Genomic DNA, 20209 nt, shown 5'->3' on the forward strand with positions numbered 1-20209 from the left:
CACCACGTTGTCGAGCATTGCCTCGGCCAGCAGCTTCTTCAGCCGGCTGTTCTCTTCCTCCAGCGTGCGCAGACGCCGGGCCTCGGACACCTCCAGACCGCCATACTTCGACTTCCATTTGTAGAACGTCGCCGAGCTGATTCCGTGGCGGCGGCAAACATCCGCCGTCGCCATCCCAGCCTCCTGCTCCTTCAAGATCGCGATGATCTGCTCTTCGCTGAACCTGCTGCGCTTCATCTTCGTCCGACTCCTTTACGTCGGACTCTACTCAAAATCGGTCACATTTCAGGGGAACACGTCAGCGCGCTCGATTGGCAAGGATGCGCCGGGCGATTTCGATCGCGATGTCGGGGGGGGTGGTGAGTCCAGCTGGGTTCGAACCAGCGACCTACTGATTAAAAGTCAGTTGCTCTACCGACTGAGCTATGGACCCCCTGTCGAGACCGCTCGCACTAGTGGCGTGCGGGCGGCTGGTCAACCTCTTGTGGCACGATGATAGGATGCTTTTCGCAAAAGCGCATGGAGATGCCGCACGCTCTGCCCGGAAGGCGGGCATTTCCAGTCGGGCGCGATGGCGCTGAGCGGGCGCAGGACGAAGTCGCGCTGGGCAAAGGCGGGGTGGGGGATGATGAGGTCATGGCTGCGCCAGCGTCCGCCCGACCAGAGGATGATGTCGATGTCGAGCCGGCGCGCGCCCCAGCGCTGGAAACGGCGGCGGCCAAGGCCGGTCTCGATGCCCTGCAGCGCGGCCAGCAGGACGGGCGGGGGCAGGGCGCTGTCGACCAGCAGCGCGGCATTGGCGAAGCGGCGGCGCGAGGGGCCGAGCGGTGGCGTCTCGATCGTCGGAGACAGGGCGACCACATCGCCGAGCGCGCCGATCCGGCGCACGGCTTCGGCCAGCAGGCGCGGCGGCGTCAGCCGGGCGGAGAGCGGCCGGTTCGACCCGATCGAGAGCGCATAAAGGTGGCGGCTTGTGTCCGGCATGGTGCAGCGCCTATCTGAGCGCCATGATCCTGCAAAGCCCCCTATCAAGTGAACCGCCCCGCGACTGTCCGCTCTGCCCCCGTCTTGTCGCGCTGCGCGAGGAATGCCGAGCGGAACATCCCGACTGGTGGAACGCGCCGGTGCCCGCCTTTGGGGACCCGATGGCGCGGATCGGCATCATCGGCCTGGCGCCGGGCAAGCAGGGGGCAAACCGCACGGGTCGGCCCTTCACCGGCGATGTCGCGGGCGAGCTGTTTTTCGCGACGCTCAAGAAGTTCGGCTTGGCGCAAGGCAATTATGAGGCGCGGGTCGATGACGGGCTGGAACTGCGCGACGCGATCATCATCAATTCGGTCCGCTGCCTGCCGCCGCAGAACAAGCCGGTGCCGGCCGAAGTCCATGCCTGTCGCCCCTTCCTGGCCGATGGCGTGGCGCAACTGCTGCGCGCGCGGACCTTCGTCGCGCTGGGCGAGATTGCCCATCAGTCGGCGGTGAAGGTGCTTGGTGGCAAGTTGCCCAAGGCGCGCTTTGCCCATGGGGCGGAGCATCGCATGCCCGACGGGCGGATGCTGATCGATAGCTATCATTGTTCGCGCTACAATCAGAATACCAACCGGCTGACGGCGGAGATGTTCGAGGCGGTGTTTGCGCGGGCGGTGGAACTGGCGGGGCTGACGTCCGCCAATTAGAGCATTTTCGAAGCAGATGGCATCATCTGCTGGCTCGGAAAATGCGGAAAACAAAAAGGCAAACAGAGGATGATCCGATTCAGTATGAACGGATCATGCTCTAGGCGCGGTGCGGGCCGAACAGGATGACGCCGGCGCCGACCAGGCTGAGCGCAACGCCGGCCATGTCCCATCGGTCCGGTCGCACGCCCTCCACCAGCCAGAGCCAGAGCAGGGCCGAACTGATATAGACGCCGCCATAGGCCGCATAGGCGCGGCCGGCCGCCGCCGCGTCGACCAGGGTCAGCAGCCAGGCGAAGAGCAGCAGCGACCCCGTGCCGGGGATCAGCCACAGCATCGACTTGTCCATCCGCAGCCAGGCCCAGAAGGCGAAGCAACCGGCGATCTCGGCCAGGGCGGCGGCGATATAGACCAGGATCGACTGCATCAGCCGATCCGGGCCGGGCTGCGGCGCGCCATCAGATATCCTGCGCGATGCGGCCGTACAGTTCGGGGCGGCGATCGCGGAAGAAGCCCATGCCGGCGCGGTGGATCTTCGCCTTGGCAAGATCCAGCGTGGCGACCAGCGCGCCATTGTCCCTGGCGTCGGACTCCGCGAGGAAATCGCCCCATTCGTCGCTGATGAAGCTGTGGCCGTAGAATTTCTGGCCCTCTTCCTCGCCGATGCGGTTGGCGGCGATCACCGGCATGCAGTTGCTGACCGCATGGCCGATCATCGCGCGGCGCCACATGCGGCTGGTGTCCAGCTCCGCATCATAGGGTTCGGAGCCGATCGCGGTCGGGTAGAACAGCATTTCCGCGCCCATCAGCGCCATGCAGCGGGCGGTTTCGGGATACCATTGGTCCCAGCAGATGCCGACGCCCACGGTGCCATATTTGGTCGGCCACACCTTGAAGCCGGTATTGCCGGGGCGGAAATAATATTTTTCCTCATAGCCCGGACCGTCGGGAATGTGGCTCTTGCGATAGACGCCCATGATCTCGCCCTCATCATCGATCATGGCGAGCGAGTTGTAATAATGATGGCCGTCCCGCTCGAAATAGCTGGTCGGGATATAGACACCCAGATCCTTGGCCAGCTTGCGCATTTCCTGCACGGCGGGGTGCTGGTCGGTCGGCTGGGCGCGGTCGAACAGGGCTTCGTCCTCGACCCTGCAGAAATAATGGCCCTCGAACAGTTCGGGCGGCAGGATGATCTTCGCGCCGCGGGCGGCGGCCTTGGTCACATGATCGGCGACCATGGCGATATTGTCGGCCATGTCGTCCGAAAAGGCGAGCTGCAGGGCGGCGACGGTCACGCGGGTCATTCATCACTCCATGATGGGTTCGCCGCGCGATATAGGGGCTATGGCGCCGCCGCGCTACCGGGAAGCGCCTATAGCAGGGAAGCCGATTGCTTGAGCACCATGGAGCACATCTTGCCCTTGGCATCGCCCTTCAGTCTGTCGAGCGAAATGTCCTTCTTGCCGGCATGAATGATGCCGGTCTCGCCGGACTTGAAGGCGCCCGAGCCCTTCACGCCCGGTTTCTTGTTCAGTTTGTCCAGCACGGCATTGGCGCTGGTCGCATCAACGAGCCGGTTCTTGACGCAATAGCCCAGCACGCCTGCGGCATTGTCGGCGCCCATGCCGATGATGCTGGGCAATTGGGCGGTGCCGGCGCTCGCGCCCAGCAGGATCAGTGAAGTGGCAACGATCGGACGAAACATGGGGCAATGCTCCTGAAGCCGGGCGATGCTGCGTCGCCCGGCCCGGAAATTGCGCCCGCATGCGCATCCCCGCAACGGGGGACTAACCCCTAGACCAGCGAGGCATTTGCTGGCTGCAGCAGTGGAAGCTGCCGCCGCCCGACAGGATCGCGTCGCTGCGCAGGCCGATGATCTGGCGCCCCGGAAAGAAGGGCGCGAAGGCGTCGAGCGCCGCCTGATCATTGGGCTGGCCATAGATGGGGACGATGACGGCGGCGTTGCCGACATAGAAATTCATGTAGCTGGCCGGGATCGCTTCGCCATCGACCAGCACCAGGCCGGGCGAGGGGATGTCGACCACCTCCACGCCATGCGCCTTGGCGCGGGCGCGGGCGTCGGCATAGATGGCCGTGTTGGGATCGTCCCGCGTGGTCGCGATCGGCAGCGCCAGCTTGCCCGGCGCGACGAAGCGGGCGAGATTGTCGACATGGCCGTCGGTATGGTCGTTGAGCAGGCCATCGCCCAGCCACAGCATGTCGGACAGGCCCAGCGCGCCGGCCAGCAGCGTCTCGATCTTGCCGCGATCCAGATCCGGGTTGCGGTTGGGGTTGAGCAGGCATTGTTCGGTTGTGACGAACAGGCCGGTGCCGTCGGTGTCGATCGCGCCGCCCTCGAACACCCAATTCTGGGTGGAGGTCGCCATGCCGGTGGTTGCGGCCAGGCGCGCGCCAATATCCTCGTCACCGGGCATCTGATATTTGCCGCCCCAGCCGTTGAAGCCGAAATCGACCAGCGCGCGCTCCCCGGTCACGCCGTTCAGCACGGCGATCGGCGCGGTGTCGCGCAGCCATACGTCGCCCAGATTGTGGACGGCGATGGTGACGCCCGGCGCGACCAGGGCACGCGCAGCGTCGGCATCCGCCTCATTGGCGACGACCAGCCGCACCTCCTCGCCCTTGCCATCGGCGTGGAGCGCACTGGCGAAATCGGCGATCTGGCGACGCGCGCCGTCAAAGGCGCCGGGCCATTCGTCCGGGTTGGTCGGAAAGCCGATCCAGGTCCAGTCGTGCGGCGCCCATTCGGCAGGCATGCGAAAAGTCATAGATTTGTCCTTGCCCGGCGCGCTGGCCGGTCCGAGATAGCGGGAGAGATGTTGCGCGCTCCATAGCGCAGGGTCGCGGGTCTGGACAGAGGGTGTAGCGGGTGAAGAAGAGCGGATCGATCATGCTGGCGGCGCTGATGCTGGGCGCGGCGCCGCTGGCGCAGGCGGCGGACCTGCCCGAATGGCTGACCGGCGAATGGCAGCAGGAACGGGGCGACCGCTGGACCGAGGAGCTGTGGTCGCTGCCGCGCGGCGGGGTGATGATCGGCATGGGCCGCAGCGGGCGGGGCGAAAGCCTGCAAAGCTGGGAGGTGATGCGGGTCGTGCGGGCGGCGGACGGAACGCTGACGCTGCATGCGGCGCCGGAGGGCGGCAAGGAGACGATCTTCCCCGTGCTGGAACAGGGCGTGCGCGACATCAGCTTCGCCAATCCCGACCATGATTATCCCCAGCGCATCCGCTACTGGCGCGAAGGCCGTCTGCTGATGGCCGAAACCGCGATGATGGACGGCAGCAACGCCCAGAACTGGACCTATGCCCCGGCGGGGCAGTGAGGGGGAGCATTTTTGGGCGTAGAGAAGCTCACTGGCACCTCTTGATCGCGGCGCTTCCTGCATTCGCTAAAAGAATGGCATGATCAAGCGAGGCGAATTTATCTTGGTAACCGCAACGGCCGCGTTGACTGTCATCGCTGTTCTTACTCGTGGTCCGCTCGGTCGAACTCGACCTCACCTAGGGCCAATCGACATTCAGCCCCGACGGCCTGCAAATGGCGGTTTTCCGTGATTCCGGTGCTCACGTACTTTAAGTACGCTGCGCTTCGGGGCACGGAAAACCACCATTTTCGTCACGTCATCATCTGAATGTCGATCGCCCCTAGTACATGGTTTTCCTTCGACGGAACGCCTCTGACGTTCTCCTAGGCTCTATGACGAGTGTGGTGTGTCCCTTAAGGAAACGACTGTGTGGCGGGAGTTGAAGAAGCTGGGCTATGTCAAACTGAAGGCACGCCCACGTCACCATGCTCAGAACGAATATGCGTTCGCAGACTTCAAAAAGGGGGGTGACCTACCCCTCCCCCGGCAGTCCCTCGATCATAACGAGAGTCCAGCGGTTAAATACGATGGCCCGGACGCCTGCACAGGCGCGTCGAGCATGATGCTATCGTCCTGCACGAAGGCTCGACGCGCTTGCGGCCGCGTCGTCGGCGTACGGACAAGCCTTCCTCCCGATATGGCCGGTAGAGCTTCTTGCAGTTCATGCTCATGCCCTTGCGCTTCAGCATGACGCCGATCCGGCGATAGCCGAACCGACGGCGCTGCCCTGCGATCTCCCGCATGGCTTCGCGGATAGTTCCGTGGTCCGGCGGGTGTTCGCGCCTGGCCGTCTTGGGATCGACGCCAATCAGCACGCAGGCTCGGCGTCGTCAGCATTTGCCCACCAGGTCCTTCAGGATCGCGTTGTCCAGCATGCTATCGGCCAGGAGCAGCTTCAGCTTGCTGTTCTCGTCCTCCAATCGCCGCAACCGATGGGCATCGGAAACCTTCATGCCGCCGTACTTCGCCTTCAACTTGTAAATGCTCGCCGTGCTCAGCCTATGCTTGTGATAAACCTCCACCCTCGGAAGCCCTGCTTCCTGCTCCTTGATCATCCCGACGATCTGCGCTTCGGTGAAACGGCTCTTCCTCATGCGCCTGCTGCTTAATCGCGGGAAAACTCTACATCAGAACGAGGGACCTTTCGGGGGCGGGGGGAGGGGCAGGGGCTTTGCAGCCGAGCAGGCAAAGATCAAAGCCGCTCTCTCGCGTGGCACGCCGATAGAGGTCTGGTTCCAGGACGAGGCCCTGATCGGCCAGGAAAACAAAAAACCGCGCTGGGCCAAGCGCGGCAGCCAGCCGTCAGCACCCAAGGACCAAAGAACGAAATCAACTTACATCTTCGGCGCCATCTGCCCGGAGCTTAGCAAGGGAGCAGGCCTGATCCTCCCGTTCTGCAACACCCAGGCCATGTCGCTGCACCTGCCGGAGATGTCGCTCGCTATCGAACCAGGTGCACACGGCGTTGTGCTGATGGAGAAAGTCGGGTGAAACATGGCCGAAAAGCTCGAAGTGCCAGAGAATATCAGCATCATTCCACTGCCGGCGAAATGCCCCGAATTCAACCCGGTCTAAAATATCTAGCTTTATGCGCAATAGCTGGCCGTCAACCCGGATCTTCACTTCATCGGCAACACGATCGCTTTTACTGCTGATACTGCTGATACTGCTGATACTGCTGATCACACGGTCGCTATCTGGACGCTCTGTTCCATCTTCGCGGTGCTTTTGCCAACGTCTGATGAACGGCGGCACTCGTTGTATCAGTCCACTGTCCGCTAACCACTCAGGGCGGCTGTAATATGTGCGCCGCCTGGGGCATCGCCTTCAGCCCCAGGGGCGTTCGCGATACCATTTGGTGATGACATGCTTGACGCCGCTGCGGACCTTCATGCCGTGATGGATGCTGGCGGGGTTGAAGCGATCCGGGGTGATGCGGTTGTTCCAGGCGAGCAGCTTGCCGGTTTCGGGCTGCACCGTCTTGCCTATCTTCGTGAAGCGGGTGGCGCCGCCGGCGGCAGGTTCGTTGAGATAGACCATCAAGGTCCAGGTGCGGTTGCCCGCGACCGCGCAGAATCTGTCATAGTCCGCACCCTTGGGCTCGAAATAATCGGTATGCGCCTTGAATTCCTGGCCGACGCCGTAGCGCTGGCCCTGGATCGGTTCGCCATATTGGGTGGCGATGCCGGCGAAGCTGTCGAGGCGGGCGTTGATGGCGGCGACGAACGGGTCGCCATGGTCGAGGTCGCAGGTTTCGCTGGTGCGGAAATAGCCGTCGCCATTGGCGTCGGCGATGGTCGAGGGGCGACGGTCCGCATCGATCCGCGCGATCACCTGCGCGCATTCGTCAAGACTCAGGAAATCACGCTGGATGAAGAGGCTGAGATCCTTGCTGGGCACCCGCTGGACTCGTGCATGGCTGGCGATCCAGGCCGGATCGGCGTCGGGTGCGGCGGGCGGTGACAGGATCGGGTCGGACAAGGTCATGGGCATTTCCGCGAATGACGGCGCTGCAGGCCGGTTTCCGTGGCCCTAGCTATCGTTGACCCTGCGAAATGCAAGCATCGTCGCGGCCCCATTGCTACCTGTCATATTATGGTAACATAAACGTCATCTGGCAGTAAGAAGAGTTGCCTAGCAGGCGGGCGAACCAAGGGGGACATTTCGGCTCATGCGTGTGCCGTTCGGCGACAAGTTGCAAGGGTGGCGGCGCTATGCGCGGCCGGTCGACTGGCTGGGGCTGGTCGAGAAGCTGTTGCTGGCCGTGCTGGCATTGCAGCTCGCCCGGCTGGTGTGGGTGTTGCTGACGCCGGTCGGCGCCTTCGGCCCCTGGGAAGGGCGCCAGGCGCAGGTGCTTTCCGCCAGTGCGCGGCAGGCGCTGTTCGCCAGTTTCGATCCCTTTTTCCGCACCGGCGCGCCGCAGGCGGGCAATGGCGTCGTCACCTCGCTGGCGCTGACGCTCTATGGCGTGCGGCTGAACGAGGGGACAGGGCAGGGATCGGCGATCCTGGCGACGCCCGACGGCATCCAGAACAGCTATGCCGTGGGCGACGAGATCATGCCGGGCGTGGTGCTGAAGGCGGTGTTCTTCGACCATGTGACCATCGATCGCGGCGGGGCGGAGGAGCAGGTGTTCCTCGACCAGTCCCAGCCGGCGTCGGCGGCCGGCGGACCGGCTGGTGGGCCGGGCGGCGCGCCCGAGGGGGATATGGCGCCGGGCGAGGGGGCGCCCTCGCCGGTGCCGGGCCGCGATGCGCCGAGCGCCGATGCGGTGAAGCGCGACATCGGCTTTTCCCCGCGCACCCAGAATGGCCGGGTGACCGGGCTGGTGCTGAGCCCCAAGGGGCCGGGCTTTCAAAATGCCGGTTTCCAGGCCGGTGACATCGTGACCCAGATCAACGGCCAGCCGATCGGGTCGGCCGGTGACCTGGCATCATTGCAGAACCAGATCGTGCCCGGCGCACGCCTGTCCCTGACCGTGGAGCGCGGCGCCGTCACCGTGCCGATCAACCTGATATTGCAAGGCCAATGACAAGACATATCCTCAAATATTCCGCCGCCCTCGCGCTGGTCCTGGCTGCGCCGGTCCCCGGCCATGCGCAGCAGACGCTGAATGTGCGCGATGCCGATATCCGTGCCTTCATCCAGGATGCCGCGCGCGTCACCGGCCGCACCTTCATCATCGACAACCGGGTGCAGGGCAAGGTGTCGGTGGTGACCGACCGGCCGCTGTCCAAGTCGGAATATTTCGAGATCGTGCTGTCGACGCTGCGCGCCAATGGCTTGGTCGCGGTGCCGGCGCCCGGTGGCGCCTATCGCATCCAGCCGGCGGACGGCGCGGCCGGCCAGCCGAGCGCGGTGGGCCGGGCGGCGACCCGCAACAGCTTCGTCACCGAAGTCTTCCGCCTGCGATCGGTCGATGCGGCAAGCGTGCTGGAAACGCTGCGCCCGCTGATCAGCAAGGAAGGCACGGTTACGGCCAATCGCGCCGGTAACAGCATCGTCGTCGCCGACTATGCCGACAATGTCGCGCGCATCCGCCAGGTGATCGCGCGGGTCGACCGCGACACCAGCTCGACCCAGATGGTGATGCTGAAAAATGCCGGCGCACGCGAGATCGCGACATCGCTGCAGGCGCTGGTGCAAAGTGGCGGCGGCGAGAATGGCGCGCCGGCGGCCGCCAGCGTGGTGCCGATCGACAGCAGCAATGCGATTGCGATCCGCGGCGATGTGAACACCGTCACCCGGCTGGCCAATATGGCGCGGGAGCTGGACCGTCAGGCGGCGAGCGGCACGGAAATCCGCGTCTACTGGCTGGAACATGCCGATGCGGAGAAGCTGTTGCCGGTGTTGCAGCAGTTGATCGGCCAGTCGAGCAGTTCGCCCGTCACCTCGTCGGTGCCGGCGGCGGGCGCCAGCGGCGGCGCTGGTGGCGGTGCAGCCCCGGCCAGCGCAGCGGCGGCGCCGGTCGCAGCGGCCTCCAGCGGATCGAGCGGCAGCGGCATTTCGACCCGCGGCCCGGCGATCGTCACCCGCTATGAGGGCGCCAATGCGATCATCGTCGCGGCCAACAGCGACGTGCAGCGAATGCTGGGCGAGACCATCCGCCAGATCGACACCCGCCGCGAGCAGGTGCTGGTGGAGGCGATCATCGTCGAGATCAGCGACGCGGCGGCCAAGAAGCTGGGCGTGCAGTTCCTGCTCGGCAGCACATCGACCGGCTTTGCCGCGACCAATTACAGCAATGCCTCGCCCAGCCTGATCACCATTGCCGGTGCCTATGGCGCGACCAAGCTGGGCACCACCAAGACGACGGTGGTGGCGGCCGACGGCACGACCACGACGACCGAGACGCAGACCAACAGCGACCTGGCCAGCAGCCTGACCCAGGCGGCGGTCGACAGCCTGGCCAGCGCGACCGGCATCGTCGGGGGCCTGGGTACGCAGATCGGCAAGAACGGCATTTTCGGCGCGATCATCAATGCGGTGAAGTCGGATACCGAGAGTAACCTGCTTTCCACGCCGTCGGTGATGACGCTGGACAATCAGAAGGCGTCGATCCTGGTCGGCCAGCAGGTGCCGGTGACCACCGGCGAGGCGCTGAGCCAGAATTTCGACAACCAGTTCCGCACCGTCCAGCGCCAGGATGTCGGCATCAAGCTGGAGGTGAAGCCGCAGATCAACACCGGCGGCGCGATCAAGCTGTTCCTGAAGCAGGAAGTGTCGAGCGTGGCGGGGCCGGTCAGCAATTCAAGCAGCGACCTGATCATCAACAAGCGCGAGATCGAGACCACGGTCACGGTCGATGACGGCGAAATCCTGGCGCTGGGTGGCCTGCTGGACGATAATGAGCGCAAGACGATCGAGCGCATCCCGCTGCTGTCCGACATTCCGGGCATTGGCGAGCTGTTCAAGTCGCGCAGCAAGAGTCGGACCAAGACCAATTTGATGGTCTTCATCCGCCCGACCATCCTGCGCACCAAGGAAGATGCGCAGCGCCTGACCCAGCAGCGCTATGGCTATGTGCGTGGCATGCAGTTGCAGCGCAGCCCCGACAGCGAGCCGACCATCGACGAGCTGGTGCGCGACTATATGGGCGCGCAGCCGCCGATCGCGCCGCAGCCCGGCGACATGCTGGTCGAGCCACAGGCCGGTGCCGCCGCGCCGGCAACGTCGCCGGTACCGGGACAGGTGCAGGTCATCGAACCCACGGTGCGGCAGTCGAGCGGCGTCGTCCGCCCGGTCGACCTGCCGCCAAGCGGAGAGCAGAAGTGAGCGAACAGGAGCATGTGACGGTAATGCCGTCGGTTCTTCCGCCACGACCGGTCGACATTCCTTATGGCTTTGCCCGCAAGCATGGCGTGGTGATGCTGCCGCAGGATGGCGAGCGACTGTCGATCGCGGTGCGCGAGGGCAGCGATCCACGCGTGCTGCTGGAGGTGCGCCGTCATCTCGCCCGCAGCTTTGATGTGCGCTTTGTCGAGGCGCCGCAGTTCGACCGGCATCTGTCCGATCATTATGCGATGGAAGGCAGCGCTGCCGCCATGGCCGGGTCGATCGACGTCGGCGCGGATGAACTGGACATATTGGCCGCCGACATTCCGACCGCCGACGATCTGCTCGACAGCGCGGACGACGCGCCGGCGATCCGCCTGATCAATGGCATCATCGCCGAGGCCGCGCGCCAGGGCGTGTCGGACATTCATATCGAACCCTATGAGACGGGCCTGATCGTGCGGATGCGCGTGGATGGCGTGCTGCGCGAGACGCTGCGCATGCCGCCGCATGTCGCGCCGGTGGTGGTCAGCCGCATCAAGGTGATGGCGCGGCTCGACATTGCCGAACGGCGCGTGCCGCAGGATGGCCGTATCGGCCTGACCCTGGGCGGCAAGCTGCTCGACGTGCGCGTATCGACCCTGCCGAGCCGGGCGGGCGAGCGGGTGGTGCTGCGTATCCTGGACAAGGAAAATGCCGGCATCACGCTTGACCTGCTGGGCATGACCGGCGCGCCCGACCGCATCTTCCGCGAGGGGCTGAGCGAGCCCAACGGCATCATCCTGGTCACCGGCCCGACCGGTTCGGGCAAGACGACGACGCTCTATGCCGGCCTGCGCAACCTGAACGATGGGTCGCGCAATATCCTGACGGTCGAAGACCCGGTCGAATATGCGATGGAGGGTGTCGGCCAGACCCAGGTCAATGCCAAGGTCGGCCTGACCTTCGCCGCCGGGCTGCGCGCGATCCTGCGCCAGGACCCCGATGTCGTCATGGTCGGCGAAATCCGCGACCGCGAGACCGCCGAGATTGCGGTGCAGGCATCGCTGACCGGGCACCTCGTGCTGTCGACCGTCCACACCAATGACGCGGTCGGCGCGATCACCCGTATGCGCGACATGCGGGTCGAACCCTTCCTGCTCGCTTCCACGCTGCGCGCCGTCGTCGCCCAGCGTCTGGTGCGGCGGCTGTGCCAGCATTGCCGCGAGCCGGTACAGGCCGACAAGTCGGCAAGCGCGCTGCTGGGCTTTGACCCCGGCACGATCATCTACCGGGCGCGTGGCTGCGACGAATGCAACGGCACCGGTTACAAGGGCCGGATCGGCGTGTTCGAGGCGATCCGCGTCGACGACACGATCCGCCGCCTGATCAACGATGGTGGCGACGAGTCGCTGATCGCCCGCCATGCCTTCCTGAACGCGCCGAACCTGGGATCGGCCGCGCGCGCGCTGGTGCGCGACGGCCAGACCACGGCCGAGGAAGCGATCCGCGTGTCGCGCCGCGATGCGACCGAGGTGGAAACCATTGCCGATGGCTGATTTCGACTATGTCGCGATCGACCCGGCGGGCAAGGAACGCAAGGGCAGCGTCAAGGCGGACAGCCTGGACGAGGCGCGGGTAAAGCTGGATGCGCGCAAGCTGTTCGTCGTCCGGCTGGAGCCGGGCGCGGTGTCAGTCGCGCGCAAGCGGGCCGGCCTGTCGCTGCGCGCGCCCAAGCTGTCGGCCAAGGAACTGACGCTCTTTACCCGGCAATTGTCGACCCTGATCCAGGTGAGCCCGCTGGAGGAATCGCTGCGCACGATCAGCCGGCAGAGCGAGCAGGATCATGTCCGGGCGATCGTCGGCAAGGTCCATTCTGGCGTGCTGGAGGGACGGCGGCTGGCCGATGCGCTGGGCGCGGAGCCGAAAAGCTTTCCCGCCCTCTATCGGGCCATGATCTCGGCCGGCGAAAGCTCGGGCAGCCTGCCCACCATCATGGAGCGTCTGTCCGAACTGATGGAGCGGCAGGCGATCATGCGCTCCAAGGTGCTGACCGCGATCGCCTATCCCTCGGTATTGGCGACCTTCGCCGTGTTCGTTGTCGCGGCGCTGATGATCTTCGTCGTGCCCAAGGTGGTCGAGCAGTTCGACACGGTGGGCCAGCAATTGCCGCTGCTCACGCGCATGGTGATGGCGATCTCCGCCTTCCTGGCGGGCTATTGGTGGTTGTTGCTGATCCTGATTGGCCTCAGCGCCTTCGGCTTCTGGCGTGCGCTCAAGATCGACAGCTTCCGCTATCGCTTCGACGCGATGCTGCTGGGCTTGCCGGTGCTGGGCCGGCTGATCCGCGACCTGCATGCCGCGCGGATGGCGCGCACGCTCTCGACCATGGTGGCGAGCCGGCTGCCGTTGATGGAGGGGCTGTCGCTGACCGCGAACACGGTGCATAATCGGGTGCTGCGCAAGGCGTCGGACGAGATTGTCGAGGCGATCCGGGGCGGTGGCAGCCTGTCGGCGGCGTTGAAGCGGGCAGGGGTGTTTCCCCCGCTGCTGGTCTATCTGGCGGCGAGCGGCGAGAGTGCCGGGCGGCTCGACACGATGCTGGAGCGCGCGGCCGATTATCTGGAGCGCGAGTTCGACGCCTTCACTTCGGCCGCGCTCGCCATGCTGGAGCCGATCATCATCATCATGATGGGCGGTATCGTCGCCGTCATCATCCTGTCCATCCTGCTGCCGATCCTGCAGCTGCAAAGCCTGACCGGGGCTTGAAGGAGTAGAATATGCTGAAGATGAACAAGATCCGGGCCGCGCTGATCGAACGGGAGGCGCAGCTTGCCGCCCGCCGTTCCGCCGAACACGGCTTCACGTCTGCGAGGCGTTCCGCCGAACACGGCTTCACGCTGGTCGAGTTGATGGTCGTGATCGTCATCATCGGCCTGCTGGCGACGATCGTGGCGATCAACGTCATCCCCGCGACCGATACCGCCCGTGTCGAAAAGGCCAAGGCCGATATTTCGACCATCGAGCAGGCGCTGGAGCAATATCGCCTCGACAACCTGACCTATCCCGCCGCGTCGGACGGGCTGCAGGCGCTGCTCAATCCGCCCGCGTCGCTGGCGCAGCCGCAGCGCTACCGCCGGGGCGGCTATATCAAGAAGCTGCCGCAGGATCCGTGGGGTCGCGCCTATATCTACACCGTGCCGGGCAAGAAGGGCGCGTTCGACATCAGCTCGCTGGGCGCCGATGGCCAGCCGGGCGGCGAGAATGAGAATGCGGACATCTATTCCAGCGAAATGTGATGCCGCACGCGGAGTGGGGCGAGGTGCCTCGCTCCGCTCGGCAGGGGGCTTCGACAGGCTCAGCCCGAACGGTGGTGAGGCATCGGCTCCGCCACGCAACGGCTTTACCCTCATAGAACTGATGGTCGTGCTGACGATCATCGGCTTCATTTCGGCTGCCGTGGTGATCGCCATTCCCGATCCGCGCGGCCGGATCGTTGACGATGCCGACCGCTTTGCCGCGCGCGTTGCCGCCGCGCGCGACGAAGCGGTCGTTACCGCGCGCCCGATGGGCGTGTGGGTCTCGGCCTCGGGCTACGGCTTCCAGCGCCGTGAGGGCAGCCAATGGGTGCCGATGGAGGAAAAGCCCTTCGTCAGCGCCAACTGGAAGACCGGCACGCGGGCGCTGGTGGGCCAGGACGGCCGCCAGCAGATTGCCTTTGACGGCACTGGCCTGCCCACCGATCCGCTGACCATCACCCTGGCGCGCGAGGCGGAGCGGGTGCAGGTCAGCGTCGACATGGCCGGAAAGGTCGCGGTCGGTGGCTGATCGGCGAAGCGAAAACGGTGCCGCGCCTTCGTCGCGTTCCGCCCAACAGGGCTTCACGTCTTCTATGCGTTCCGCCCAGCAGGGCTTCACGTCTTTGAGGCGTTCCGCCGAACACGGCTTCACGCTGCTCGAAATGCTGGTTGCGCTGGCGGTGTTCAGCCTGGCGGCTTTGGCGCTGGTGCGGTTGCAGGGGGTGACGCTGCGCACCGCCGCCGATCTCGACAGCAAGGCGTTGGGCCAGATCGTCGCCCGCAACCTGATGGTCGAGGTGCAGAGCGATGTGGCCCCGCCCTCGGTCGGCGAGGAGGATGGCGAGGTCGAGAATGGCGGTCGCCGCTGGCACTGGACCCGCACCGTCAAGGCGACCGAGGACAAGCGCCTGTTGCAGGTCGATCTGGTGGTCGATGGCCAGCCGGGCGCATCGCCGGTGGTGCTCAGCTTCCTGCGGGAGGTGGAGTGATGAGGCCGGAGAAGCCACAGAGTGAACAAGGCTTCACGTCTTTGAGGCGTTCCGCCGAACACGGCTTCACGCTGATCGAGCTGCTCGTCGCGCTGATGATCTTCGCGATGCTGGCGGCGGCAGGTGTGCTGTTGCTGGGCAACAGCGTGTCGGCGCAGGCGCAGGTCAAGGCGCGGCTGGACGACATGGCGGCGATCCAGCGGGCCGCGGGGGCGTTGTCGGCCGATCTTGGCCAGGCGGTGCCGCGCATCAGCCGCACCGAGGCGGGGACGCTGGCGCCGGCCTTCTGGGCGCATCGCGATGGCGAGGAACAGCCGGTGATGCAGTTCGTGCGCGGCGGATGGGACAATCTGGGCGACCTGCCCCGGCCGTCCTTGCAGAAGGTCGAATATTGGGTGCGGCAAGGCCGGCTGGAACGGCGCGGCTATGCCCAGATCGACGGCGCGGCGGGCGACGAGCCGGCGGCGCTGCTCGACCATGTCGAGGAGGTGACGCTGCGCTTCCGCGACATTCAGGGCGAGTGGCGCGAGGAGTGGACGCCAGGCCAGCCCGACCTGATGCCGCGCGCGGTGGAGATGCTGGTCAAGCGCACCGGCGAGCCGCCGGTCACGCTGCGTTTCCTGGTGGCGCCCGGTCCCAAGGAAGCACCGCTTGACGATCAGGAGGCGGCCAATGCGGCGGCCTGATCCCAACCGTCCCGAGGAACGCGGCGCCGCGCTATTGACCGTATTGCTGCTGGTCGCGGTGATGGCGGTGGTGGCGGCCACGGCGCTGGAGCGGGTGGCGCTGGCGACGCGGATGACCGGCAATGGCGGCGCGGTCGATCAGGGGCGGGCCTTTGCCGATGCGGGCATGGTGATCGCGCGCCTCAAGATCGGCGATCTGGTCGCGGCCAGCCCCGGCAAGACGACGCTGGCGGGCAACTGGATGGGGACGCCACAGGCGATCCCGGTGCCCGGCGGTATGGCGACGGCGCGGGTGACCGATGGCAGCAACTGCTTCAACCTCAACAGCGTGGTCGCCGGCAATAATGAGAACAGCCTGAAGGTGCGCCCGGTGGCGGTGTCGCAGTTCCAGGCGCTGCTGCAGGCGCTGGGCGTCGATGTGCGCCAGGCGCAGGTCGCCGCTGCCTCGCTCGCCGACTGGATCGACACCGACAGCGTGCCCCAACCGGCTGGGGCGGAGGACGAGACCTATGCCCGCGCGGCTCGGCCCTATCGCACCGCCAACCGCTTCATGGTCGACGCCAGCGAGCTGCGGGCGGTGAACGGCATCACGCCGGCGGTCTATGATCTGGTCCGGCCCTGGGTCTGCGCGCTGCCGGTGTCGGACATGTCGCCGATCAATATCAATACCTTGCTGCCCGATCAGGCGCCCTTGTTCGCGATGCTGCTGCCGGGGCAGCTGAGCGTGGCGCAGGCACGGCAATTGCTGGCGCAACGGCCGGCGGAAGGCTACGGCAGGACAACCCAATTCTGGCAGGCACCCTCTCTGGTCGGGCTCAGCCCGCTCACCGAGGTGGCCGAGCAGGTCAAGTTGACGACGGGATTTTTCAGAGTGGACGTGTCGGTGAATGTAGGGGGAACGCAAGTGGTGGAGCGCGGGCTGATCGATGCCCGGCAACCGCCGATCCGGCTGGTGCGGCGCGATTGGGGGGCGGGCGCATGAGTTCGGCCGATGCCCTGATCATTGCGCTGCCCGAAGGGGCGGAGGACGCGCCGACCTGGATGCGGGTGGTGGATGGCGCGATCGTCCAGACCGGCGCGGGTGCCAACTGGCTGGCCGCCTGTGGCCTGGCCGCGCTGCCCGACAAGGCGCGGGTGATGCTGGTGCCGCCGGTCGCGCTGGTGGCGCTGCACTGGGTGTCGCATCCCGACCTGCCGGCGCGGCAGGGGCGGGCGGCGGCGCGGCTGGGCGCGCTGGCCGGTGCCATCCTGCCGTCCGACCAGCTGTTTGCCGCCGCGGACGAGAATGACGATCCCGCCCGCCCGCATATCGTGGCGGTCGCGGCGCGCAGTGACATGCAGCATTGGCTGCTCTGGGCGCAGCATCATGGGCTGGACCCCGACATCATCGTGCCGGCGGCGCTGCTGTTGCCGGAAAGCGATGATGGTTTCGTATCCGGAATGATTTGTGGGGCGTCCGTATTGCGCGGCCCTGACATGGCGCTGACCGCCGATATGGCGCTGCCTGAACTGATCGGCGATGCGCCGGTGCGGGCGGTTGGGGCGGACGAGATCGAAGCGCGGCTGGTTGCCGCACTCGATGCGCCGCCGATCGACCTGCGCCAGGGTGATTTCGCCAAGCGGGTGCGGCGGCAGATCGATACGCGGGCGCTGGGCCGGATCGCGATCTGGTGCGGCCTGATCCTGCTGGCCAGCCTGCTCATCAGCCTGGTGACCCTGGTGCGGCAGAATGTCGCCGCCAGCCAGGTTGATGGCGAGAGCCTGGCGCTGGCGCGGCAGGTGTTGCCCGAGGCGAGCGACGTGATGCAGGTCGAGGCGGAGATGGACCGGCAACTCGCCGCGCGCGGAGCCGGCGCCTATGCCTTCACCGCGCCGGTCGCCGGCCTGATGAGCGCGATGCAGGATGCGCCGGGCGTGTCGTTGACGTCGCTGTCGCGCGATCCCGACGGCATGCTGCGCGCGACGCTGGCCGCCGCCAAGGCGGATGACATCAACATCGTGCTGCTGGCGCTGCAGGCGGCCGGTTACACGATCACCGCGACCCCGTCCCAGGATCCGGGCGGGCGCACGCTGGCAGATATTACGGTGCGGTCATGATGGACAGGATGAAGGCCTATTGGATCGAGCGGTCGCCGCGCGAGCAATGGATGCTGGGCGTGATGTTCGCGCTGCTGGCGGTGGTGATATTGTGGCTGGGCGTGGCCCGGCCGCTGACCCATGCGCAGCGTTCCGCCCGCGATGCCCTGCGCGAAGCGACCGATCGCAACGCGGCGATCCGCGCCAAGGTGAAGCTGCTGAAGCATCTGCCGCGCAGGCCCGTGCCGACCGGCCCGGCCGTCCCGATCGAACAATTTGTCGGCCAGAGTGCCGGTGAGGCCGGGCTGACGCTGGAACGGGCGCAGCCGCAGGGCAATGACCGGATGGAGATTGCCATCGCCTCGGTCCGACCGGTGGCGATGATGAGCTGGATCGCGGGGCTGGAGGCGCAGGGGCTGCGCATCGAGACGATGAGCGCACGCCCTTCGCCGACGGCGGGCAGCGTGTCGGTGCAGGCAGTGCTGGTGCGGGGAGGCGGCCAATGAAGGGGCTGATCCTGTCGCGCCGGATGCGCATCATCCTGATCGCGCTGTTCATATTCGGCCTCATCCTCTTCATTCCGATGCGGGTGGCGTTGGGGCTGGCGCAGCTTGACCGGCTGGGCCTGGCCGCGCGCGAGATACGCGGCAGCGTGTGGAGCGGGCGGATCGACCAGCTGATGCTGGGCGAGATGCCGATGGGGTCGGTGCGCGCCGGCCTGTCGCCTGTCTCGCTGCTGGTCGGCCGGGCGCGGTTCGACATTGCCCGGCATCGCGGCCAGCCCGACGACATCCAAGGGGCGCTGACCGTCGGGGTCGACCGGATCGGCATCGATGACGTGACCGGTTCGGTGCCGCTGGGCCGCACCTTCGCGCCGCTGCCGGTCAGCGGGCTGATGATGGAGGATGTCAGCGGCTATTATCGCGGCGACGTCTGCGGCCATGCCGAAGGTCGGGTGCGGGCGCGGATGGCGACGCAGATTGCCGGGCTGAACCTGTCGCAGGGGCTGTCGGGCACGGTCGCCTGCGATGGTGACGCATTGCTGCTGCCGCTCGTCAGCCAGTCGGGAATGGAAAAGATCAACCTGCGCATCTGGCGGTCGGGCCGCTATACCGCCGAAATGCGGGTGGAAACCGCCGACCCGGCGCTGGCCGGAACGCTGGGGCAGGCGGGTTTCGCCACGGTCGGCAACGCCTATGTGCTGAAGGTCGAAGGGACGTTGTGATCCATCCCTGGGCTGCTCTGGTCGGCGCGGTCGCGGGTGCGATCGCGGGCAGCTTCCTCGCCACCCTGATCCTGCGCTGGCCGCAGGGGCGGGGCGTGATGCGCGGCCGGTCGGCGTGCGACGGCTGTGGCCGGGTGCTGCGGCCGATCGACCTGGTGCCGATGCTGAGCGCGCTGGTGCAGCGTGGCCGATGCCGGACCTGCGGCGCGGCGATCGATCCGCTCCATGGCCGGGTGGAAGCGGGCTGCGCGATCATCGGCGCGCTGGCGCTGGGTTTCGTGCCCGATCTGGGCGGCATCGGCTGGGCGCTGCTCGGCTGGCTGCTGCTGACCCTGGCGCTACTGGACTGGCGCCATTTCTGGCTGCCCGATGCGCTGACCCTGCCGCTGGCCTTCTTCGGCTTTACCCTGGGGCTTTGGACCACCGATGTTGCGTTGATCGATCGGGTGATCGGCGCGGCGGCGGGCTATCTGGGGCTGCTGGCGATCGCGCTCGGCTATCGCGCGCTGCGCGGGCGTGAGGGGCTGGGGCTGGGCGACGCCAAGCTGCTCGGCGCGATCGGCGCCTGGCTGGGCTGGCAGGCGCTGCCCTTCATCCTGCTGATCGCGGCGTCGCTGGGGCTGGTAGGGGCGCTGATCGCGCTGGCGCTGGGCCGGGCGGTGCAGGGGCAGAGCCGGGTGCCATTGGGGACGTTGCTGGCGATCGCGACGCTGCCGGGCTGGATCGTGCGAGGGTTGATCTAGGGACGATAGACATTCAGATGATGACGTGACGAAAATGGTGGTTTTCCGTGGTTCGGAGCACAGCGTACTTAGGGTCAGGACTCGTTGATCAAAGCCAAAAGATGACGGTGGCAGCGAGGGCGATGGCGGAGAAGAAGGCTGTCGGGCATGGATCGTAGCGGGTAGCAACCCGGCGCCAATCCTTGAGGCGTCCGAACATGATCTCGATGCGGTTGCGCCGTTTGTAGCGACACTTGTCGTATTTGGCGGGTTTGCTCCGGGATTTCCGGCTCGGGATGCACGGTTTGATACCCTTTTCCTGCAAGGCGTCACGAAACCAGTCGGCATCATAGCCCCGGTCGGCCAGCAGCCATTGGGCTTTGGGAAGCTCGTCGAGAAA

At 66.2% G+C, this 20209-nt stretch carries 24 protein-coding genes, 1 tRNA gene and 2 pseudogenes; 17 read left to right on the forward strand and 10 right to left on the reverse strand.

Annotated elements, in window-relative coordinates; genetic code table 11:
- The 3 genes from ACUCV3_RS26605 to folK all read right to left on the reverse strand — a co-directional run.
- The coding region (locus ACUCV3_RS26605) for a transposase (protein WP_482241423.1) at positions 1-237 on the reverse strand (237 nt) is incomplete at its 3' end.
- A 120-nt stretch (positions 238-357) separates the two neighbouring features.
- Positions 358-433, reverse strand: a tRNA-Lys gene (locus ACUCV3_RS26610).
- Positions 434-474: 41 nt separating this feature from the next.
- Positions 475-984, reverse strand: a complete 510-nt coding sequence (gene folK, locus ACUCV3_RS26615; RefSeq protein ID WP_482241424.1) for a 2-amino-4-hydroxy-6-hydroxymethyldihydropteridine diphosphokinase — start codon at positions 982-984, stop codon at positions 475-477.
- A gap of 23 nt (positions 985-1007) precedes the next feature.
- Here folK and ACUCV3_RS26620 point away from each other — a divergent pair, with 23 nt between their 5' ends.
- Entirely contained in the window at positions 1008-1673 is a 666-nt protein-coding gene (locus ACUCV3_RS26620) for a uracil-DNA glycosylase (protein WP_125986638.1), read from the forward strand.
- A gap of 100 nt (positions 1674-1773) precedes the next feature.
- On the opposite strand, the gene ACUCV3_RS26625 is transcribed toward ACUCV3_RS26620, so the two are convergent.
- The 4 genes from ACUCV3_RS26625 to ACUCV3_RS26640 all read right to left on the reverse strand — a co-directional run bounded on the left by ACUCV3_RS26625 (position 1774) and on the right by ACUCV3_RS26640 (position 4462).
- Positions 1774-2100 (reverse strand): YnfA family protein, encoded by a 327-nt coding sequence (locus ACUCV3_RS26625; protein WP_037507824.1) that lies wholly within the window; start codon positions 2098-2100, stop codon positions 1774-1776.
- A gap of 31 nt (positions 2101-2131) precedes the next feature.
- A complete protein-coding gene (gene aguB / locus ACUCV3_RS26630; RefSeq protein ID WP_037507826.1) occupies positions 2132-2980 on the reverse strand; it encodes an N-carbamoylputrescine amidase in 849 nt (282 codons plus the stop codon).
- 68 nt (positions 2981-3048) lie between these two features.
- The gene (locus ACUCV3_RS26635; RefSeq protein ID WP_482241425.1) at positions 3049-3381 is read right to left on the reverse strand and encodes a DUF2501 domain-containing protein; all 333 of its coding nucleotides are present in this window, start codon (positions 3379-3381) and stop codon (positions 3049-3051) included.
- An 82-nt stretch (positions 3382-3463) separates the two neighbouring features.
- Entirely contained in the window at positions 3464-4462 is a 999-nt protein-coding gene (locus tag ACUCV3_RS26640; RefSeq protein WP_482241426.1) for an agmatine deiminase family protein, read from the reverse strand.
- 101 nt (positions 4463-4563) lie between these two features.
- Here ACUCV3_RS26640 and ACUCV3_RS26645 point away from each other — a divergent pair, with 101 nt between their 5' ends.
- Both ACUCV3_RS26645 and ACUCV3_RS26650 read left to right on the forward strand, forming a co-directional pair.
- Positions 4564-5016 carry a DUF6265 family protein gene (locus ACUCV3_RS26645; RefSeq protein ID WP_048937272.1) on the forward strand — a complete coding sequence of 151 codons (453 nt, stop codon included), beginning with the start codon at positions 4564-4566 and terminating at the stop codon, positions 5014-5016.
- Between the two features lie 382 nt (positions 5017-5398).
- A pseudogene (locus tag ACUCV3_RS26650) lies at positions 5399-5749 on the forward strand (helix-turn-helix domain-containing protein); the annotation flags it as partial.
- Here ACUCV3_RS26650 and ACUCV3_RS26655 read toward each other — a convergent pair.
- Positions 5649-6152 (reverse strand): annotated as a pseudogene (locus ACUCV3_RS26655) (transposase); the annotation flags it as partial. The pseudogenes ACUCV3_RS26650 and ACUCV3_RS26655 overlap by 101 nt on opposite strands.
- Between ACUCV3_RS26655 and ACUCV3_RS26660 the strand changes: the two are divergent.
- Positions 6151-6549, forward strand: a complete 399-nt coding sequence (locus ACUCV3_RS26660) for a hypothetical protein (RefSeq protein WP_279730083.1) — start codon at positions 6151-6153, stop codon at positions 6547-6549. The pseudogene ACUCV3_RS26655 and the gene ACUCV3_RS26660 sit on opposite strands and share 2 nt — an antisense overlap.
- Positions 6550-6885: 336 nt before the next feature.
- Here the strand turns inward: ACUCV3_RS26660 and ACUCV3_RS26665 are convergent, their stop codons facing one another.
- On the reverse strand, positions 6886-7545 hold the full coding sequence (locus ACUCV3_RS26665) for a prolyl hydroxylase family protein (RefSeq protein WP_482241427.1): 660 nt from the start codon (positions 7543-7545) through the stop codon (positions 6886-6888).
- A 184-nt stretch (positions 7546-7729) separates the two neighbouring features.
- Between ACUCV3_RS26665 and ACUCV3_RS26670 the strand changes: the two genes are divergently transcribed.
- The 13 genes from ACUCV3_RS26670 (at position 7730) to ACUCV3_RS26730 (ending at position 19830) form a co-directional block, all read left to right on the forward strand.
- Positions 7730-8590, forward strand: a complete 861-nt coding sequence (locus ACUCV3_RS26670; RefSeq protein WP_099233627.1) for a type II secretion system protein N — start codon at positions 7730-7732, stop codon at positions 8588-8590.
- Positions 8587-10833: a type II secretion system secretin GspD gene (gene gspD, locus ACUCV3_RS26675; protein WP_482241428.1), complete on the forward strand. Its 2247-nt coding sequence runs from the start codon at positions 8587-8589 to the stop codon at positions 10831-10833. The genes ACUCV3_RS26670 and gspD overlap by 4 nt, the downstream gene beginning before the upstream one ends.
- Positions 10834-10856: 23 nt before the next feature.
- Entirely contained in the window at positions 10857-12371 is a 1515-nt protein-coding gene (gene gspE / locus ACUCV3_RS26680; RefSeq protein WP_010336568.1) for a type II secretion system ATPase GspE, read from the forward strand.
- Complete coding sequence (gspF, locus tag ACUCV3_RS26685; protein WP_482241429.1) at positions 12364-13581, forward strand: type II secretion system inner membrane protein GspF; 1218 nt, start codon at positions 12364-12366, stop codon at positions 13579-13581. The genes gspE and gspF overlap by 8 nt, the downstream gene beginning before the upstream one ends.
- 11 nt (positions 13582-13592) lie before the next feature.
- Positions 13593-14111 (forward strand): type II secretion system major pseudopilin GspG, encoded by a 519-nt coding sequence (gene gspG, locus ACUCV3_RS26690; RefSeq protein WP_482241430.1) that lies wholly within the window; start codon positions 13593-13595, stop codon positions 14109-14111.
- Between the two features lie 13 nt (positions 14112-14124).
- Positions 14125-14640: a GspH/FimT family pseudopilin gene (locus ACUCV3_RS26695; protein ID WP_423283844.1), complete on the forward strand. Its 516-nt coding sequence runs from the start codon at positions 14125-14127 to the stop codon at positions 14638-14640.
- Positions 14641-14704: 64 nt separating this feature from the next.
- Positions 14705-15100, forward strand: a complete 396-nt coding sequence (gspI, locus tag ACUCV3_RS26700; protein WP_048937265.1) for a type II secretion system minor pseudopilin GspI — start codon at positions 14705-14707, stop codon at positions 15098-15100.
- Entirely contained in the window at positions 15100-15786 is a 687-nt protein-coding gene (gene gspJ, locus ACUCV3_RS26705; RefSeq protein ID WP_048937264.1) for a type II secretion system minor pseudopilin GspJ, read from the forward strand. Before gspI ends, gspJ begins: the two co-directional genes overlap by 1 nt.
- The gene (gspK, locus tag ACUCV3_RS26710; RefSeq protein ID WP_482241431.1) at positions 15773-16768 is read left to right on the forward strand and encodes a type II secretion system minor pseudopilin GspK; all 996 of its coding nucleotides are present in this window, start codon (positions 15773-15775) and stop codon (positions 16766-16768) included. The genes gspJ and gspK overlap by 14 nt, the downstream gene beginning before the upstream one ends.
- Positions 16765-17883 (forward strand): type II secretion system protein GspL, encoded by a 1119-nt coding sequence (gene gspL / locus ACUCV3_RS26715; protein WP_482241432.1) that lies wholly within the window; start codon positions 16765-16767, stop codon positions 17881-17883. Before gspK ends, gspL begins: the two co-directional genes overlap by 4 nt.
- Entirely contained in the window at positions 17880-18368 is a 489-nt protein-coding gene (locus ACUCV3_RS26720) for a type II secretion system protein GspM (RefSeq protein WP_482241433.1), read from the forward strand. The genes gspL and ACUCV3_RS26720 overlap by 4 nt, the downstream gene beginning before the upstream one ends.
- Positions 18365-19087 (forward strand): type II secretion system protein N, encoded by a 723-nt coding sequence (gene gspN / locus ACUCV3_RS26725; RefSeq protein WP_482241434.1) that lies wholly within the window; start codon positions 18365-18367, stop codon positions 19085-19087. Before ACUCV3_RS26720 ends, gspN begins: the two co-directional genes overlap by 4 nt.
- Positions 19084-19830 carry a prepilin peptidase gene (locus ACUCV3_RS26730; RefSeq protein ID WP_482241435.1) on the forward strand — a complete coding sequence of 249 codons (747 nt, stop codon included), beginning with the start codon at positions 19084-19086 and terminating at the stop codon, positions 19828-19830. Before gspN ends, ACUCV3_RS26730 begins: the two co-directional genes overlap by 4 nt.
- A gap of 88 nt (positions 19831-19918) precedes the next feature.
- Here ACUCV3_RS26730 and ACUCV3_RS26735 read toward each other — a convergent pair.
- Positions 19919-20209: transposase (locus ACUCV3_RS26735; protein WP_482241436.1), on the reverse strand; the 291-nt coding region annotated here is incomplete at its 5' end.

Source organism: Sphingobium sp. VMM, from assembly GCF_056790315.1.

What these genes read in the sequence shown, in the direction of transcription:
- folK (WP_482241424.1), bottom strand. Translation starts at nt 984, where the DNA reads ATGCCGGACACAAGCCGCCACCTTTATGCGCTCTCGATCGGGTCGAAC.
- ACUCV3_RS26620 (WP_125986638.1), top strand. Translation starts at nt 1,008, where the DNA reads ATGATCCTGCAAAGCCCCCTATCAAGTGAACCGCCCCGCGACTGTCCG.
- ACUCV3_RS26625 (WP_037507824.1), bottom strand. Translation starts at nt 2,100, where the DNA reads ATGCAGTCGATCCTGGTCTATATCGCCGCCGCCCTGGCCGAGATCGCC.
- aguB (WP_037507826.1), bottom strand. Translation starts at nt 2,980, where the DNA reads ATGACCCGCGTGACCGTCGCCGCCCTGCAGCTCGCCTTTTCGGACGAC.
- ACUCV3_RS26635 (WP_482241425.1), bottom strand. Translation starts at nt 3,381, where the DNA reads ATGTTTCGTCCGATCGTTGCCACTTCACTGATCCTGCTGGGCGCGAGC.
- ACUCV3_RS26640 (WP_482241426.1), bottom strand. Translation starts at nt 4,462, where the DNA reads ATGACTTTTCGCATGCCTGCCGAATGGGCGCCGCACGACTGGACCTGG.
- ACUCV3_RS26660 (WP_279730083.1), top strand. Translation starts at nt 6,151, where the DNA reads ATGCGCCTGCTGCTTAATCGCGGGAAAACTCTACATCAGAACGAGGGA.
- ACUCV3_RS26665 (WP_482241427.1), bottom strand. Translation starts at nt 7,545, where the DNA reads ATGACCTTGTCCGACCCGATCCTGTCACCGCCCGCCGCACCCGACGCC.
- ACUCV3_RS26670 (WP_099233627.1), top strand. Translation starts at nt 7,730, where the DNA reads ATGCGTGTGCCGTTCGGCGACAAGTTGCAAGGGTGGCGGCGCTATGCG.
- gspD (WP_482241428.1), top strand. Translation starts at nt 8,587, where the DNA reads ATGACAAGACATATCCTCAAATATTCCGCCGCCCTCGCGCTGGTCCTG.
- gspE (WP_010336568.1), top strand. Translation starts at nt 10,857, where the DNA reads ATGCCGTCGGTTCTTCCGCCACGACCGGTCGACATTCCTTATGGCTTT.
- gspF (WP_482241429.1), top strand. Translation starts at nt 12,364, where the DNA reads ATGGCTGATTTCGACTATGTCGCGATCGACCCGGCGGGCAAGGAACGC.
- gspG (WP_482241430.1), top strand. Translation starts at nt 13,593, where the DNA reads ATGCTGAAGATGAACAAGATCCGGGCCGCGCTGATCGAACGGGAGGCG.
- gspI (WP_048937265.1), top strand. Translation starts at nt 14,705, where the DNA reads ATGCGTTCCGCCCAGCAGGGCTTCACGTCTTTGAGGCGTTCCGCCGAA.
- gspJ (WP_048937264.1), top strand. Translation starts at nt 15,100, where the DNA reads ATGAGGCCGGAGAAGCCACAGAGTGAACAAGGCTTCACGTCTTTGAGG.
- gspK (WP_482241431.1), top strand. Translation starts at nt 15,773, where the DNA reads ATGCGGCGGCCTGATCCCAACCGTCCCGAGGAACGCGGCGCCGCGCTA.
- gspL (WP_482241432.1), top strand. Translation starts at nt 16,765, where the DNA reads ATGAGTTCGGCCGATGCCCTGATCATTGCGCTGCCCGAAGGGGCGGAG.
- ACUCV3_RS26720 (WP_482241433.1), top strand. Translation starts at nt 17,880, where the DNA reads ATGATGGACAGGATGAAGGCCTATTGGATCGAGCGGTCGCCGCGCGAG.
- gspN (WP_482241434.1), top strand. Translation starts at nt 18,365, where the DNA reads ATGAAGGGGCTGATCCTGTCGCGCCGGATGCGCATCATCCTGATCGCG.